The 17094-nt window shown below is 40.8% G+C and carries 13 protein-coding genes; 8 read left to right on the forward strand and 5 right to left on the reverse strand.

Annotated features, from left to right (window positions below; genetic code table 11):
* Positions 1–9: 9 nt before the first annotated feature.
* The 6 genes from D0S24_RS13370 to D0S24_RS13395 all read left to right on the forward strand — a co-directional run bounded on the left by D0S24_RS13370 (position 10) and on the right by D0S24_RS13395 (position 7272).
* Positions 10–1623 carry a sulfatase gene (locus tag D0S24_RS13370; protein ID WP_117020378.1) on the forward strand — a complete coding sequence of 538 codons (1614 nt, stop codon included), beginning with the start codon at positions 10–12 and terminating at the stop codon, positions 1621–1623.
* A gap of 362 nt (positions 1624–1985) precedes the next feature.
* Positions 1986–2150, forward strand: coding sequence for a type I restriction-modification system subunit M N-terminal domain-containing protein (locus tag D0S24_RS21355; RefSeq protein WP_251795794.1), 165 nt, complete (start codon positions 1986–1988; stop codon positions 2148–2150).
* 330 nt (positions 2151–2480) lie between these two features.
* Positions 2481–4229 (forward strand): TrkH family potassium uptake protein, encoded by a 1749-nt coding sequence (locus tag D0S24_RS13380; protein ID WP_117020379.1) that lies wholly within the window; start codon positions 2481–2483, stop codon positions 4227–4229.
* 370 nt (positions 4230–4599) lie between these two features.
* Complete coding sequence (locus D0S24_RS13385) at positions 4600–5283, forward strand: TrkA family potassium uptake protein (RefSeq protein WP_117020380.1); 684 nt, start codon at positions 4600–4602, stop codon at positions 5281–5283.
* Between the two features lie 385 nt (positions 5284–5668).
* Positions 5669–5836 (forward strand): lmo0937 family membrane protein, encoded by a 168-nt coding sequence (locus D0S24_RS13390; protein ID WP_117020381.1) that lies wholly within the window; start codon positions 5669–5671, stop codon positions 5834–5836.
* A 419-nt stretch (positions 5837–6255) separates the two neighbouring features.
* The gene (locus D0S24_RS13395) at positions 6256–7272 is read left to right on the forward strand and encodes an AI-2E family transporter (RefSeq protein WP_117020382.1); all 1017 of its coding nucleotides are present in this window, start codon (positions 6256–6258) and stop codon (positions 7270–7272) included.
* Between the two features lie 251 nt (positions 7273–7523).
* On the opposite strand, the gene D0S24_RS13400 is transcribed toward D0S24_RS13395, so the two are convergent.
* The 4 genes from D0S24_RS13400 to D0S24_RS21135 all read right to left on the reverse strand — a co-directional run bounded on the left by D0S24_RS13400 (position 7524) and on the right by D0S24_RS21135 (position 15635).
* The gene (locus D0S24_RS13400) at positions 7524–7709 is read right to left on the reverse strand and encodes a CsbD family protein (protein WP_117020383.1); all 186 of its coding nucleotides are present in this window, start codon (positions 7707–7709) and stop codon (positions 7524–7526) included.
* A 316-nt stretch (positions 7710–8025) separates the two neighbouring features.
* Entirely contained in the window at positions 8026–10341 is a 2316-nt protein-coding gene (locus tag D0S24_RS13405) for a BamA/TamA family outer membrane protein (protein WP_309545098.1), read from the reverse strand.
* Positions 10342–10345: 4 nt separating this feature from the next.
* Positions 10346–15334: a translocation/assembly module TamB gene (locus tag D0S24_RS13410; protein ID WP_181938095.1), complete on the reverse strand. Its 4989-nt coding sequence runs from the start codon at positions 15332–15334 to the stop codon at positions 10346–10348.
* Between the two features lie 139 nt (positions 15335–15473).
* Positions 15474–15635 carry a hypothetical protein gene (locus tag D0S24_RS21135; RefSeq protein WP_181938096.1) on the reverse strand — a complete coding sequence of 54 codons (162 nt, stop codon included), beginning with the start codon at positions 15633–15635 and terminating at the stop codon, positions 15474–15476.
* A gap of 135 nt (positions 15636–15770) precedes the next feature.
* On the opposite strand from D0S24_RS21135, the gene D0S24_RS13415 reads away from it, so the two are divergent.
* On the forward strand, positions 15771–15968 hold the full coding sequence (locus D0S24_RS13415; RefSeq protein WP_117020386.1) for a hypothetical protein: 198 nt from the start codon (positions 15771–15773) through the stop codon (positions 15966–15968).
* Complete coding sequence (locus D0S24_RS13420; RefSeq protein WP_117020387.1) at positions 15923–16819, forward strand: DUF808 domain-containing protein; 897 nt, start codon at positions 15923–15925, stop codon at positions 16817–16819. Before D0S24_RS13415 ends, D0S24_RS13420 begins: the two co-directional genes overlap by 46 nt.
* A 58-nt stretch (positions 16820–16877) precedes the next feature.
* On the opposite strand, the gene D0S24_RS13425 is transcribed toward D0S24_RS13420, so the two are convergent.
* Positions 16878–17093, reverse strand: a complete 216-nt coding sequence (locus D0S24_RS13425) for a hypothetical protein (protein WP_117020388.1) — start codon at positions 17091–17093, stop codon at positions 16878–16880.
* Position 17094: the final 1 nt, after the last annotated feature.

A 17094-nucleotide genomic window follows, 5' to 3' on the forward strand; every position in this document is an offset into this window, starting at 1 on the left:
AAGGAGAAAATGAAAAATTATACAAAACAAGGGTTAACAGTTGCAATATGCTTTATTTTATTAGCCCTTTTAGGTTGCAAATCTAAAAATGAAATTGGACAGGAACCGGAAAAGAAGCCAAATATCCTATTTGCCATTGCCGATGACCAGTCTTTTCCTTATGCTTCGGCCTATGGAACCAGTGGAATAAGAACCCCCTCTTTTGATAAGGTGGCCAAAGAGGGTATTTTGTTTACCAACGCCTTTGTTGCGGCACCCCAATGCAGCCCTTCAAGAGCAGCAATCCTAACGGGTAAAAATATTTGGCAGATTGAGGAAGCGGGTACCCATGCCAGCTACTTTCCGAAAAAATATCCTGTATTTACAGATTTGCTGGCAGGTGTAGGTTATAAAATCGGTTTTACAGGAAAACCATGGGGCCCGGGTAATTGGAAAGATGCGGGTTGGTTACAAAACCCGGTCGGACCGGAATTCAATGATAAAAAGATGGGTCCCGTGCCTACCACGGGAATTCACACTACGGATTACTTTGGAAACTTCATGGATTTTTTTCAGCAAAAGAAAAAAGATCAACCTTTCTTTTTTTGGTACGGAGGCCATGAACCACATCGAAACTATGAAGCGGGTTCGGGAGCAAAGGCCGGGAAGATTTTAGAGGAAGCGTTTGTACCGGCATTTCTTCCGGACCACGAATTGATTAAGACCGATATTGCGGACTACGCTATGGAAATAGAGTGGTTCGACGCCCATTTGGGAAAAATGATCCAGTTTTTGAAAGAACAGGGAGAACTGGAAAATACGATTATTGTGGTGACCGCCGATAACGGAATGCCCTTTCCTTCGGCCAAGGCCAATTTACAGGAATACGGTACACATGTACCTTTGGCAATATGTTGGCCTGCCAAAATGAAAGGGAATAGGGTAGTGGAAGACCTGGTTGCACTTATAGATCTGGCACCTACTTTTCTGGAACTGGCCAAGGTGGAAGAAGTACCTGAAATGACAGGTAAAAGTCTTTCAAAACTATTGATTCCCTTTCCGGACGTTCCATCCCAAACGCATCGGGAATTTGTTTTGACAGGTCGTGAAAGGCACACCCACGCCAGGCCTGATAATTTAGGGTACCCCGCACGGGCCATTAGAACCCGGGATTACCTTTATGTACGTAATTTTAAGCCCGATCTTTGGCCGGCTGGCAACCCTGCGCCCCCTTCTTCAAAAAGCAGGACTGTGACCAATGGATATAAATCATTATGGCCGGGATTTCATGATGTGGATGACTCCCCATCAAAACTCTTTCTAATGGAGCAACAGACCGAATATCCCACCTACTACAATTTGGCCTATGATAAGCGGCCCTCGGAACAATTATATGATATTAAAAAAGATCCGGGTTGTGTGGACAATGTTGCGGACGAACCTCATTACGTTGAAATAATAAAGGATCTAAGAAAGAAACTTAATACGGAACTTAAGCTGCAAGGAGACCCAAGGGTTTTAGGGTATGGGGATATATTTGATGGCTACCCCCGTATGTCGATCATGCGCGAATTTGATGGTTTTCATGAACGGAGCAAATACAATCCGGCTTTTATTCAACAGGGCCAGGGGATAATAAAATAAGAAAGTAGCCCGTTTTTTGAGTTACCTTAATTCAAATTGGCTTTAAAATATAATATAGCCCAATAAAACCAATTTGAAATGGGCCTTGGACGAGGAAAAGTACTGGGTACAACCAATAATCTTGATAAGGAAAGTCTGTAAAAGTCTTATTTTGTGGACAGTATTTAAAAATGGGCAAGATGGCCCTAAGGGAATTCGGTGAAAGCGAAAGAATATCCCTTGTTAGCAATTACAAATACTTGAGACAACGAAAATTCGATAGGCAATTGAGACCTTATAAGTATAACAAGGAAGTATAATTAAAAACAAAAATGAAGAATTTTTAAGAAAAGGCCGATTTAATATGGAGGGTAGCGGATCTACTGAGAGGAGATTATAAGCAGTCGGACTATGGAAAAGTAATCTTGCCCATGACCGTATTGAGACGACTTGATTGCGTACTTGAGCCTACCAACTATTTGGTCGAATGGATCAAAATCAAGAAATCTTTGAAAAAATATTGGAGGACAAAGTGTTTGGCGATTTAGTGAAAGAATTGATGATGAATAAAATTTATAAAAAGCTGAACGAACAATAAAATTTCAGTGCTATGAATATAAAAAATAGCTACAATTATATCCATTTAAATAGGTGCTGCCATGCCGACCGGATAGAAAAGTGATTTGTATTGGCAACTCACTTTTCTGTCTCTATTGGACCCGGGAAAAAATGCCGTTTGACCATTAGAATTGCAAACAAATCAATACATTCGTATAGACCAAACTGCCCCAATCATAATATTATTATTGTAAAAATATATGGGCCGGAAGCTCTGAAAACGCTTCTGTTTGATAAAAAGAATACACTATTTTTGTTGAATGAAATATGATTTAGGAAAACTTTACGGAATTGCATTTTGGGCGAGCGTTATTGGAATGTTCGCCTTTATTTTTGATTTTGGTTTTTCCCAAACTACATTGGTTCAACAGATCATTGATGGATTTTACTTTTTGGTCATAGCCTTGGGGTTAACATCGACCGCTGCAAGATATTATGATAATCCTGATTTGTTGAAGCGTAAAGTAGCCATTTTCGATATTATTTCGGTAGCATATACCCTTTATATATTTTATATGTACCTCTTTGTAGGGGAGGCATTTAAAACCGATCTGATATTGGAAAACCCCCTTTGGGTAGTTTTGGCGGTTATTTTGTCGTTTTTCAGGGAATTTTCGGAACAAAGGTTGAATTTGAGCAGAACCTACTTTAATCCCGCACAAATATTCATTTTAAGTTTTTTGACCATTATTGTTCTGGGCTCCCTATTGTTGATGTTGCCCAAGGCTACACATAACGGGATTTCGTTTGTAGATGCCCTGTTTACCTCGACCAGTGCGGTTTGTGTAACGGGATTGATCGTAGTGGACACAGCTACCTATTTCACACTTTTTGGTCAATCCATCATTTTGTTCTTAATACAGATCGGGGGTTTGGGAATATTGACTTTTGCGAGTTACTTCAGTTATTTTTTTAAAGGGGGCAGTACCTACGAGAATCAATTGACCTTAAGTGAAATGACCAACTCCCAAAAAATAGGTGATGTTTTTAGTACCTTGAAGAGTATTATTGTAATTACCGCCATTGTTGAATCAACGGCCGCAGTACTTATTTTCTTTACCTTGGATAACACGTTGATCAATAATTTTTCGGACAAGGCGTTCTTTTCCATCTTCCACTCGATCTCTGCATTTTGTAATGCAGGTTTTTCAACCTTAAGCAATGGTATTTATGAAACAGGGTTTAACTTTAACTACCCTTTACAGCTTATAATCATATTTACCTTTGTATTGGGTGGCCTAGGGTTTCCAATTGTTGTGAATATTGTTCGATTTATTAAGCACAAGTTGATCAATATGTTCCGTTTCAATTCCAAAGAAAAAACCCATAAACCTTGGGTACTGAATATGAATAGTAGAATTACGCTTGTTACCACTTTTTCCCTTACAGCGGTAGCTTTTATCTTTTTTTTACTGTTGGAATACAATAATACACTGGCAGAGCATTCGTTCTTCGGAAAATTGGTACATGCCCTATTTGGTGCCGCAACCCCAAGAACGGCCGGTTTCAATTCTGTGGATATGACCGCCCTGGCTTTTCCTACGGTAATGATTACTTTTTTATTGATGTGGATTGGGGCATCACCGGCCTCTACCGGAGGTGGTATCAAAACCAGTACCTTTGCCATAGCAACACTGAATATTCTGAGTTTGGCAAAGGGAAAACAGCGCATAGAGGTGTATAGGAGGGAAATTGCGGATATTTCTGTAAAACGGGCATTCGCAACCATAGCGTTGTCGTTGATCGTAATTGGTTCGGGAATTGTACTCATCACTATTTTTGACCCGGAAAAGGGGCTGTTGAATATTGCATTCGAGAGCTTTTCGGCCTACAGTACCGTGGGCTTGAGTTTGGGCATTACGGGCCAACTAAGCACTGTTAGTAAATGTATTGTAATTGCCATAATGTTTGTGGGAAGGGTAAGTATGCTCTCGATAATTGTGGCCGTTTTTAAAAAAATTAAACATAAAAATTATCGCTATCCCAGCGAGGAAATCACTATCAATTAAAAACTAAATGAAACCGACATGTATAAAATAATCTTTAAGTACAAAGGTGAAGGATTATTTTAAAACATCAAACCTGTCTGTACCATCGGGGAAGGTTACACCCGCCAGTCCGCCCGTTCCGGTACGGACGGGAATGACTTTGTCGGGCTGGTGTGACATTTGAAAAACAATAAATATAAACACATGAAACAAGCATTAATAAATTTTAAAAATTACTTCACAAAAGGCAATGTTTAAAATTCCTGCCTTGCCGGCAGGCAGGTTTAATGTGAGAGCGTAGCGGTTACATACGTTCTCAACCTGCCCGACTAGCCGTTCAGGCGGGTTTTTTAATTAGCTTATTTTTAAATAATTGCAAAAATTTAAACGTATGAAATACATCATTGTAGGTCTAGGTAGTTTTGGAGCATCATTGGCAGCTAAATTAACTGCACAGGGAAATGAAGTTATAGGCATTGATAACCGTATGAACAAGGTGGATCTGTACAAAGAGAAAATTTCACATACCATCTGTATGGATGCCACGGACGAATTTACGGTTTCCGGGCTGCCGCTTAAGGAAACCGATATTGTTATCATTGCCATAGGTGAGGATCAAGGAGCCAATGTAATGGTCACGGCCCTATTTAAAAATTTGCAGGTGAAACGATTGATCAGCAGGGCTATAGACCGGTTGCACGAAAAAGTGCTCATGGCGATCGGAGTAGACGAAATTGTACGTCCCGAAGAGGAAACCGCAGAGCGTTGGGCCAAAAAGTTATGTTTGACCAATGTGGTGGATTCATTTGAATTAAGCGATGACTTTAGTATCATTGAAGTGGAAGTTCCGAAAAGGTTTGTTGGAAAAACGATCAAAGAAATTGAATTACGGTCTACATTCAACCTTTTGGCTTTAACAACAATTAAAAAAACAGAAGTTAAAAGTGTTGTTGGAAAGACTCGAAACGAAGATAGGGTCCAAGGGGTGGCATCGCCGAATACAGTATTGAATGCAAATGATATTTTGGTGATTTATGGCGCCAACAACGATTTGCGAAACTTTACAAACCAATAGCCAAACTTTTTTTGGAGCAGAAAAAATACTAGAATTGAGATGTTAGATGCTAGATGTTAGATACTGGATGCTAGATTTTAGATTCTAGATAGATACTAGATGTTAGAATTGAGATGCTTGATTTAGAGCTAACTTTCAACATTCAAACTTTCAACATTCAAACTTGCCCTTGAACCTTGAACCATTGAATAGGGCATAGTCAGTTTCAATTTTTTTATTAGCGGTCGATTGCATTAATAAATTTCGTTATTGAATTAGAGTTGGTTGAAATAAAAGATTAACTTTAAATGGTCCCTTTTATATAATTTATGTAAGGGAAAAGTCAGATCAAGAATAATCACTAAATAATCATACACATAAATTTTAATATCTTAAACCTTAAATTATGAGAAGTATACTTTGGTTAATCGCAGTAATTTGTATTGTTATCTGGGTCTTGGGTTTTTTTGGTATAGTGGCCGGTATGGGTACCAGTAGCCTGATCCATATTCTTTTGGTAATTGCTATTATTGCAATTCTCTACAATATTATCTCTGGCCGAAAGCCCCTATAATATTTTCAGGACAATGGAGTTATAACCACCGGCCGAATATGGCTGGAGGTGTTGCTTCATTGGTGTGGAAATCAATGATGGACAGGTCGATCAAAAGATGCTCCCACCCTTGGGTCGGGCCAACCCATGCCGTTCGGACAGGCCAGCCTGTTCGTCCGACAGGATTACGATTCCCCCCATGCCATTATGACGGGCCGGCCTTTTTACCGGTTCCGATAGCTATCGGAACGGGTGGTGCAAAGTATAAAAGAAATTTTGTAGTTGTTGGCTGCCAATTTTGGAATTGGAAATCATAAATAAATCTTTCGGATATTATGGATTCCAAGTGTAAAGTGTAACTTATTTTGTTGATAGATAACAAATATAAAAAGAAATCCATTTAATATTTTGCCTGATCTTCCTGATTTCGGCTTAGTCCTATGACACAGATCAATCCTAAAATAATTCGACAAATATTTAGTTTGCTACTCATTATTCTGTTGGGCGGACTAATTTTTCAGGCAATACTTCCTTATTTTTCAGGTATTTTGGGAGCCATAACCATTTATGTGCTTTTGCGGGCACCCATGGCCAAACTCATAGATAAAGGGTGGCCTCCAAATCTGGCAGCCATTACCTTACTTATAGGATCATTTATTTGTATTTTATTGCCTGTATCAGGAATTGTTCTGATGCTGGGAAATAAAGTAGAAAGTGCCATTAAGAATTCTGAAAAAGTAATTTCTGCCGTGAAATCCCAACTGACCACTTTGGAAAACAAATTTGGATATGATTTTACCTCCCAAATTGATGCCAGTGGGGTCTCTACATGGCTTTCCAAAAATCTTCAGGGCTTCGCCGGGGGAACCTTCAATATTTTTATTGCCATTGCCATCATGTATTTCTTGCTTTTTTATATGCTCACCAATCGTAGGCAATTGCGCGAATCTTTATTCGATTATATTCCTATAAGCAAGGAAAATTTAAAAATAATAGGTGGGGAAGTTAGGGCAATGGTACGTTCCAATGCTTTGGGTATACCTTTGGTGGCCTTGGCCCAAGGGATTATTGCGCTTATTGGGTTTTTAATATTTGGAGTTCAGGCTCCCTTTTTCTGGGCGGTTATTGTTACCATAGGCTCAATGGTTCCTTTTATAGGCTCTTTGTTGGGAATAGTTCCGGTCTTTATATTATCGCTCTCCGAAGGCAATACTTTTGAAGCATGGGGAATTTTGCTCTATGGTGTAATCGTTGTAGGGGCAACGGATAATATATTTCGGCTTTACGTTCTTAAGAAATTGGACAATGTACATCCCTTGATTACACTGATCGGCGTAATTGTAGGTGTCCCTATCTTTGGGTTTATTGGCCTCATATTTGGCCCCATCCTTATTAGCCTTTTCCTGATTACCGTGCGGATGTATAAAAAGGAATACGCCCAGGGGAACCCACGCTAAATTAACGTGGGTTCGACATTAAAAATAATTTCAAGACATTGATTTAGTGTAAATTAAGAAATTGCTACAATCCCCTAGGAGTCGAGAGGTTTTAGACAGGTATATCCTTAAAAAGAGGGTTCACTATTGATTGTAATCGGGATGTGGCTGTTTGGACGGCAGAAGGGGATGAATGGGTCAACATAAAAATAAACAACCCCCACACAATGGTAGGGGCTGCCGCAATGGGATATACATTTCTAGGCGTGAGGCTACATATTGTCGATTTCCTCTTTTAATTGCTCTTTTTTCTTACCGGTCTTTTCTTGCAACCTGCCTAAGAATTCGTCAAACTTACCTTCTGAATACGTTAGGTCATTGTCTGTAAGGTCGCCGTATTTTTGTTTGAACTTACCTTTGACCTGTTTCCATTTTCCTTCCAATTGATCACTGTTCATAATATTTTTCTATTTATGGTCTGCATAAAAAGCGCAGACGGGTTAATAATTCAACTCTTATAAAGGTATGCCTAAACACCACAAGGGAATGGTTCAAAAGATTCCATTTTTGACCCATTTACTTGATAATGAAAATTTTATGATTTCTTTAGGATAAATGTTCTCCGCTCCTTCGTGCGGGCCTGCCTGTTCGTTAGACATGGTTTACCTCTCCTTGGGAGAGGTCGGAACTGCTTTTTCAGCAGTTCCGGGTGAGGTAAAATAAAAAATTTTATGATTTCTCTAATAAAATAGGTTTCCAAATCCCCAATATCAATTAAAAAGGGTATCCGATGGCAAAATTAAAGATGAGGTTATTACTGCCCCCATCAAAGAAGGGAATTCTTAAACGTTCCCCTTCGGGCAGGTAGGGTACCTGTAAGGGAGAAGCAAAATCGAAGCGGAGGACAAAGCTTTGTATGTCTACCCTAAGGCCCAAGCCTAGGCCAATGCCCAATTCCTTGGCCCAATTCGAGCCAAATTTTCCTTTGGCGAGCAATTCTTCGTTGAACTCTCTACTCACTGTAGATGCGTCGGCAGGAATCTCTATTTCATTGGTCAGCCAGACGTTTCCGGCATCGGCAAAAATAGCTCCTTTAAAATAGGACCAAATTGGAAATCGGTATTCCAGATTGGCTTCCAGCTTTAGGTTGCCCGATTGATCGAAAAAGGAGGAGTTCCCATTTTCGTCGGAACTGAAGGTGCCAGGTCCGAGCGATCTAATATTAAATGCCCTAACACTATAGGGCCCTCCGGAAAAAAATTGCTTTACAAAGGGTAGGGTGGAAGAGTTGCCATAGGGAATACCCCAACCGCCATAAATTCTGGTCACCAAAGCCTGTTCTTTATTCCATTTTATATAGTACCGTAAATCAATATCGGCCTTGGCATATTGGGCATACTCAAGTCCAAAAATGGTAGTCTTTGAACCACTAAGGAGGTTTAAGGTGTTCCCGGCGATATCCAAATTTGTAGAAAGAAAAAAAGGATTTCCTCTATTGGAGTCTACCAATTCGTTGTAGGTGAAGGTATAATTTAGTCCGGCAATGAACTGCTGTTCAAAACTTTGGCTTAGAAACGGATTATTTTCTAAAATGGCCAAAAACTCTTCCGTGGTGTTGGATAGATTTACATAGTTGACATTGATCGGGTTAAGTTCGTGGTACGCGAACCTATTGGCATTCCACGTATATCCAAAAGAGGTATTGAACGAGCTTAAGGTGTATAATTTGCTTCTCTTTAGGAAATCGGTTCCCAAACTTATTTTGGTCTTGGGTACCGCATATTTAAAACTTCTGGGTGAAAACGGAAGGAGGGAGGGGATGACCAGATCGGCCTTCAACCCCCCTGCAATGCTGCTGAGGCCCGTATTCTTTCCACCTGAAAGCTGTGATTCATAGGCAAAGTTCCCGGTTATGCCAAAGGTCTCGCCCCCCCTGAACAGATTCCTATTATTATAGGTAACGGCTACTCCGGGACCTGCAAAACCATTGGATTTGGTTACCCCCTGTAATTCCGCACGTACCGATCTTTTGGTGAGTGGCGAAAGGTATATATCGGCGGAAAGGGATCCGGTACTATCGGTCCCCACGGTATCTATGGCGTTAAATCTAATATTTACAAATTTATACGTGCCCAGGGAGGAAAGGCGATTACTGGTTAAGCGTGCGGTTTTTGAGTTGTATTTTTGACCTGGCGCGAACAAAATATAAGGCTCCAGTTTTTTGGGTTTAAAAAATTCTTCTTTCTGAAAAAAACTTAGACCGTTGATCGTTGAGGTTTTGGGGGGGCTAAGGGTATCCGTATCAATGGAATAGTTGGGAAAAATGGAAATGGAATCTATGGTATAGGGAATAAGTGACTTTTTGGGAACGTTTTTTTTAAGCCTGAGAAATAGATCGAACTTTTTGTTGTCATAGCGATTGGTATCGACTTCAAAAATTAAAAAATCCGGGTTAAAATTGTAATATCCCATTTGTTTTAGTTCCTGGTCTATACGTTCCCTTTCATATTTCATGAGTTCCAGGTCGAATCGTTTTCCCGACTTTATTTGGGTTTGGACCAGGGCTTTGGATATATCGTTATAAATAGGCAGGGAATCCTTATCCAATTTGAATTGTCCCAAGGTATAGGGCTGTTGGAGTTCCGCGCGGAACCTTAGTGCCGCATGTTTTTGGGTACTGTCCAATTCGGAGGATACATCGCTGTAAAAATAACCGCGATTGTCCAAACGGTTCAACATGAGTTGCTCTATGCGTTCCGGGTTTACATCGGATAGATATACCGGTTCTTCCCCCAATTTTTTATTGAGCCATCGGTTTAAAAAACCCGGATTTTTTTTCTGTGCCTTGTAATGGAAGTACAGACCCGGTCTTATTCCCAGTATCTTTGAATTTGGTTCGGGTTCCAAAAGGGTATGCAGTTCCTGGGAGATTTTTTTTGTATTCCCTATTTCCTTTTTGGCTTCAATATTGATCTTGGAACCTGTATATAAAGCTTTCCCCTTCGGAATATATTTATGTACACTACAGGAAGATAGACTTACCACCAGTAGTAGTGCAAGGGCGTAGTAATATGTGATGGAAATTTTCAAAATATTATTCTTTTTTATCATCTCCCTTCTCCTTGGCCTCTGTTTCAGCTGTATCTTTCATGGGGTTGAACAATTGACTAAATTTATTGAATTCCCTGTTGAAAATCAGGGCTATTCCCGTTACGATCAATTGACCGTCTATGATATTTTCATATTCGTTCTTTCTAAAACCCTTTAGTCTATAGCGCCCATCTTTGGTAAGCAGGTATTCCAGACCAACGTTGCCGATAATAGGGGTTTCCTCTTGGCCTGGCTGCGCACTTCCTTCCACGTCCACAGCACTTCCGGCCGTTACCACCAATCTATCATCGAACAATTTTTTCTTGGCGTTGATGTTCAATTGGGTACGGTCCTGTGGACTATCGCCCTGGTAGTCCGTAAAACTGTCCAGATCAAAATCGACCTCAAATCCCGATTTACCAAAAACCTTATCCGAAAAGGCATTGATCTGTCCGGACAATACCTTGTTTACATTGTCCCTGGCAATGGCCGAAGTACCTCCCATACTGCCATCACTTCCAGAATTGGGATAAAATCTATTTAATGCCAATAAGGAAAATACTTGTTTGTTCAACTCTGCCTCCTGCTGGTTCAACTGTTGTACCCTACCGTAGACAGCTCCTCCAAGGGAGCCCTGTTCATCCTCTGGCATATCCAATCTAAAGGACAGCTTTGGTTGCAATAGTTCGCCATCAACATTTAGGTACACCAAAAAGGGGAGTACTTGGCGGTATTTATTGATAACACTGATATCTTCCCCGGAAATAACCGAAGACATTAACGGTGTAGCGGAGGTGGCCACCTTGTACACAGCGGTAACGTCCAGTTTGGCATCCGTTGGCTGGCCCTGCCAGGTAATGGTGCTGCCGGGGTTTATTTCAAACCTTCGCTTTACCAGGTTGTACAGGGAAGTTTCATAATGACCGGAGCTTAGTTCGTACCTACCCGTTAGATTTGTTAGGCCGTTGGGTTCCATATTCAGGATCAGCGATGCATTTCCGGAAACTTGAAGGTTATCACCGGTACGTTCATCAATAATGATATGAAATTCCGAATCGTCCGCTATTTCCAGATTAACATTGACATCCATTCCGGAAAAAAAGTTGGGGGTTTCTTCCTGATCGTTTCTGGTCAGGATATCATCTGGATTTTGACGGTTTACAAAAAGTACCACTCCTTCACGTTCCTGTACATCCAACTGTGCTTTGGGAACTACATAGGTAATATCGGTTATTTCGCGGACCCGGATTTTCCCTTCTATCACCGGGAGTTTTAAATGGCCCGTTACACTCAGATCCAAATCAAAACTTGTTTTTCCGTAAAACAGTTCATTATCCTCTTTTGTGGAGTTAAGGGCTTGAAATTGTTCTGCGCTAAGACTTAGATCAAATGTTGGGTCGGTCAATTCTTCAGTGCCAATGGAACCGTTCATATTAAATTGGCTGCCATTGGCATCCGTAATCTGAAAATTGTCCATATAAACCCCCTCGTTATCAATTTTAAGGGATTGATCGGAAATTTTAAAAACGGAATTCAAGGTCGCTATATTAAAATCGGTGTCATGAAAATTTATGGAACCGGAATACAAGGGGGAAGTAGTTGTTCCCGACACATTAATATTTCCGGATAGCGTTCCATGGGAATCTTTCAATCCGCCCGCAGAGAATTTTTCAATAAAGGCAAGGTCGATCCTATTTAGGTCCAGGGCCAAATTTAATTGGGCAGCTGTTTCGGATGCCGCATAATCGCCATTTAGGTCAATTTCTGCGCCACCGCCTTCCAAAGCTAGGTTAAAATCGTAGGTTCCTTTGGTTTTGGAATTGGCACTCAAGCTTAGATTGCCAAGTGTTCGCTCCAATATTTCTAAATCGGTTACATTAAAATCGGCTACGATCCCGGTAGCACCAAATAGATTTTCAATGGTAAAATCCCCGTTGATCATTCCTGATGCCAAAGGCTTGTCAGGGTTTAGCATGCCCATAATGGTCTGTAGGTTAAATTGTTCGAAGCGTAATGAGAGTGGGTTGTCCTCCGTTTCGGATGTTAGGCTTGCAAGGCTCAATTTTTGGGAATTTCTTTCAAATCTTACATTTTTGAATTCCAAAAAGTTTTCTGTAAAGGATATGGTGTTATCTTTAGGAACGGCCCATTCCTCCTTATTAAAAAGGAGGCCGATGGGATTAATATGGAGCAGGGTGGTGTCGTTTGCACGGGTTATTTCGGAGGCAATGTGCGTTATTTTTTCATTTTCATCATAGGCACTAAAATCCAGTAATAATTGCTTATTGTTCAGCTTACCTTCCAAAGAGGTCCTTCCAAGGGTTACCGGATCGGCCAATAGGTTGGCCAGGCCTGCCTTAAAACGAAGGTTGGTGGAATCCCCGTTTATAGAAATGCTCAAGCTATCCAGTGCAATGCCCTTATAGCTGGCATGGGGTATTTGTAGGGCCGACGACAGGATGCCTTTGGCCGCATCAAAATGGGCGTGTGCACTAATGGAGTCCAATTGTTCCAAATCCCTTAAAAACACTTTAGTGAGAATAGAATTCGGAACCAATTTCATATCCATTTTTAGTTTTAGGGTATCGGCAGGAGCGGCATTTACGATCGAATCTTGAAAATGATTTTTAAAATATTGTTTCAAGGAGGTGTTTATGCCCTGGGGAGAGGCGTTGGAATATAAGTTTCCTGTAAGAAAATTGCTGTTTATGGTAATCTCGGTATTCAGGGTATCGATTTTGGATTTAATCTCTACATCGCCCATTTGGTATTGTTGTCCATCATATACCGCTACCCCGTTATTTAGAACGGCATTCAATGTAAAGTCTTCTGGACTGCCAATAAAATCGGCTTCCAAATTCAGCCCTGCCTTTATATTTTCTTTGGTAATGCCAAGGGCCTGAAGGTCGGCACCGATTACATTTAAATGAAGGCCAAATTTAGAATTTAAGGAATCCAGATCTACAACTGTTTGGGAAGTGAAGTGTAGATTGTTGTCCTTAAAATTGAGGTTTATGTTGCCTTTTCCGTTTCGGATTTTTCCATGGAGATCCAAATCTGCAAAGTTGTAATTTTTAAACTTAAGTTGGTCGAATTCGGAATCCAATTCGGCATTCAGGGTATTAAGGTCGCTGCCACTTCCGGACGCGCGTATTGTAAATGCCATGGTGCCCAGTTGGTCATTTTGTAACAATTTGCCCAATTGAAGGTCGTTCACTTGAAGGTTTCCGTTAAAGTGTATCGAATCCAAATTGGAATAGTTGCCGGAGATTTGGGCAGTGCCTTCCGGAATTTTCATAAGGGCCTCCCCGGTGATGCTTTTTAAACTGCCCTTGGCCCGGGCCTCTACCAAAATAGTCCGGGGCAGTGCCATGTTGAGTTCTTTTTCGTTCACAAATAGCTGTAGGTCGGCTTTTGTGGTGGTGGCACTTACTTTAGAAATATCAAAGGAAAGTGAATCTGGCCGGGAAACCTGGAATAGTTGGCCTTCGCCCGTCAAGGCCGTGTTGTTCCAACCTAAATTTAATTTGGGGATGTCCAATTCATTGAGTGTCCCGCCAATGTTTACATTTCCGGTTATGGGATGCCCCTGTGCCATGGTAAAATACTCATTTTCGGCCAGCTTGGGCCGGAAGTAGAGAGCGTCCTGAAGCCCTAGTATTATGTTGTTCAATTGGATGCCTACCCTTGTGTTTTCCGGGAAAGCTATTAGATTTTGTAAGGAAGGATAATCCAATTTGAATGCTCCATGTAGGGCACTTGAAGCCGTCTGCATGTTAAATCCGGAAATGGATGCCATGGTGTTATTTAAAATAACATCCATAGCCAACTGTTCCAAAGTGAAACCACTTCTTTCCAAAAAAGAAAACCGGGCCAACTTTAGGTGGGCATCTTCCGCTTGATAGTGAACTTCTGTAGCGTCCAAACTAAGATGGGATAAGGCTATATTGTTGGGATCGAACTGGCCTATCACTGAAGGGGTATTACCTAACCGGTATTGGACCGAGTTGTTTTCGAGGGATATTTTATCTGCCACTAAAAAGAAATCCGGCCATGAAAAGTCAGGCTTTTGGGTGGTAGTCGCGGTAGAATCCCTTACCTCCAGATCATCTTTTGGGAGTTGTAGGGCAATGTCCGAGTTTTTTAGGGTGAGCCATTTTATGTCCACCTCATTTTTTGCCAGGTCGGCTTTGGGCAGATCCAATCCAAATTCCCCCAATCTTACCGCTGCCACTACCTTATCGGGAACGGAAGTGTAATCTATTTGGATATTGCTAAAATTAAGTTCGTTGACCACTACGAATGGAAGTTTGGTGGCCGGATCGTCCGTCTGGACAAAAGGTTTGCTTTGATGGTATTGGATTTTTGTATCCGAAAGGGCCACTTCGTCCATCTCGTAATGCATGGTTTCAAGATGGGTCCTGTTGGCGTTCATATATAATGTGCCCATGGTAAGTTTGACATTTATTCCCGAAGCCCTATCGTTATAGGATATTTTAAAGTCGGAAAAATCGAGCGTGCCTATTTTTATCTTCATAGGTGCTGCATCCGGCTGTTGGGGAAGGGTATCCCCAGTTGCCAAGGCATCTATAAGAAACTGGTAATTAAATTTTTCCGTTTCCGAATTTCGTACAATATGGGTGCGTAAACCTTCCCATGTAACCGATTTTAAATGCAGTTCATTTTGAAGAAGCAGGGCTCTAAGCGGTACATTTGCTTCCATGGTTCTGGAAAACAATAGGGTATCCCCTTTTTTATCTTCCAGGTATAATCCTTTTAACAGGGCATTTCCTGAAAACGTGATATAAAGCTGGTCCAATTCAACTTTGGTACCGGTCCTGTCGGATATGTAATGGGTGGCTTTGTGTACTATGAAATTCTGGACCCACGGACTCCTGATCAGGAGTACCAATACCATGAAGAGCAAGGCAAGGACCAAAACCATTTTTGCTGCCCTCCTTAAAAATCGATATTTTGACTTGGTTATTTTCATAATTCGTAGACCAAAGATCATCATTAACGGAATAGAAAACGCGCTTTTACCAATCTTATACTAACTTATTAAATAAAGGCTCTAGTTTAGAATAGATATTATATTAAATCTCCTTGCTTTTCGGCATTTTCGGCTCCCTTTAGGGCTGGGGAACAACGAAAAAAGCCGAAAATTCGGTTATTTCCCCGTCCCTAAAGCCCGCCTGTCCGCCCGTTCCGGTACGGACGGGAACGATGTAGTCGGGCAGGGGTGAATCGAATTTTCTATGGCGATAAAGATTATAAATACCATGATTTTCCATCAAAATTCAAATTATCAACACTAAATTAAACTAGAACCTAAATAAAATACATGGGAACGGAATATTTATACAAATTTATTGGTTAATAATGGGGAGGGTAGGTTCTTTAATAAATAAAACGCAGCTATAGGAATAATGAAATATATTTGCGGACATGGAGAGGTAGTAATGGGGTATAAAAAAAAGAGGAAAGAAAAAAGAGGAAAGAAGAAAGAAGAAAGAAAAAAGAGGAAAGAAAAAAGAGGAAAGAAGAAAGAGGAATTTTTAATCAATAGAAGAATAATTATATGGCATCAGGATTTTTTGCTTTACTGGACGATATTGCCAGTCTAATGGATGACGTGGCGGCTATGAGCAAAATAGCCGGAAAGAAGACCGCAGGTATTTTGGGGGATGATTTGGCCGTAAATGCGGAAAAGGCCTCAGGTTTTGTTTCCTCTAGGGAAATACCCGTGTTATGGGCCATTACCAAGGGTTCATTTCTGAACAAATTGATCATTCTTCCCATCGCTTTTTTGCTCAGTGCCATTTTTCCCTTGGCGATCACCGTAATCCTGGTTTTGGGCGGACTTTATCTGGCATATGAGGGGGTGGAGAAAATTTATCATTTTTTAAAGCCCCATCATCATTCCAAAACCGAAAAGGTGGCAACCAATCTAACAAAGGAAGAAATCCTGTTAGTGGAGAAGGAAAAAATAAGATCGGCCATTGTTACCGATTTTATTCTCTCCGTAGAAATTATAATCATTGCCCTGGGAACGGTAGTGCAACAACCTATTTGGACGCAAATTATGGTGGTTACCATAATTGCCCTGATAGCCACTGTAGGGGTGTACGGTATTGTGGCATTGATAGTGAGAATGGACGATCTGGGCCTAAAACTTATTGCGATAAATGGCCAAGAGGGTGGAATAACCAAAGCCATAGGACAGTTTTTAGTGGCTGCCCTGCCGGTGGTTATAAAAAGCTTATCTGTAATAGGCACCATTGCCCTGATTCTGGTGGCCGGGGGGATTTTTGTACATAACTTGGATTTTCTTCATCATTGGTTGGAGGCATTGCCGGCAATAGTGGGGGAATTTATTGCAGGTCTGGTTATCGGTTTTCTATGTCTATTGGTTGTATTGGCACTTAAGAAGGTTTTTTCAAAAAAAAGATCCGACCGGGATACCGACCATAGATAAATATGCGTTCGTTTTTGTTTTAAAAACTAGAAAAAAGTCATTTATAGCGTACGGAAAATTACTCCAAATGGGATTGTAGCTTCAAATTATTTCTTAGTTCCATGTCCGATACCCATTGGAAATTTATAGGAAACCATTCGTCCTTGAGGATGGTCCCGGTTGAGGGTTCCACCATACTTCTTTTTAAGAAAACCTGATTATCCTCCGAAAATACATGTTGGGTTTCTATAATATCGTGGCAGATACTGCAAATATTTTTGGTAGTGTTTTTCATA

The sequence above is a fragment of the Arenibacter sp. P308M17 genome (assembly GCF_003426735.1).
Classification (GTDB): domain Bacteria; phylum Bacteroidota; class Bacteroidia; order Flavobacteriales; family Flavobacteriaceae; genus Arenibacter.

Coding starts and splice junctions, on each gene's coding strand:
- D0S24_RS13370 (WP_117020378.1), top strand. CDS start 10: ATGAAAAATTATACAAAACAAGGGTTAACAGTTGCAATATGCTTTATT.
- D0S24_RS13380 (WP_117020379.1), top strand. CDS start 2,481: ATGAAATATGATTTAGGAAAACTTTACGGAATTGCATTTTGGGCGAGC.
- D0S24_RS13385 (WP_117020380.1), top strand. CDS start 4,600: ATGAAATACATCATTGTAGGTCTAGGTAGTTTTGGAGCATCATTGGCA.
- D0S24_RS13390 (WP_117020381.1), top strand. CDS start 5,669: ATGAGAAGTATACTTTGGTTAATCGCAGTAATTTGTATTGTTATCTGG.
- D0S24_RS13395 (WP_117020382.1), top strand. CDS start 6,256: ATGACACAGATCAATCCTAAAATAATTCGACAAATATTTAGTTTGCTA.
- D0S24_RS13400 (WP_117020383.1), bottom strand. CDS start 7,709: ATGAACAGTGATCAATTGGAAGGAAAATGGAAACAGGTCAAAGGTAAG.
- D0S24_RS13410 (WP_181938095.1), bottom strand. CDS start 15,334: ATGAAAATAACCAAGTCAAAATATCGATTTTTAAGGAGGGCAGCAAAA.
- D0S24_RS21135 (WP_181938096.1), bottom strand. CDS start 15,635: ATGGAAAATCATGGTATTTATAATCTTTATCGCCATAGAAAATTCGAT.
- D0S24_RS13415 (WP_117020386.1), top strand. CDS start 15,771: ATGAAATATATTTGCGGACATGGAGAGGTAGTAATGGGGTATAAAAAA.
- D0S24_RS13420 (WP_117020387.1), top strand. CDS start 15,923: ATGGCATCAGGATTTTTTGCTTTACTGGACGATATTGCCAGTCTAATG.
- D0S24_RS13425 (WP_117020388.1), bottom strand. CDS start 17,093: ATGAAAAACACTACCAAAAATATTTGCAGTATCTGCCACGATATTATA.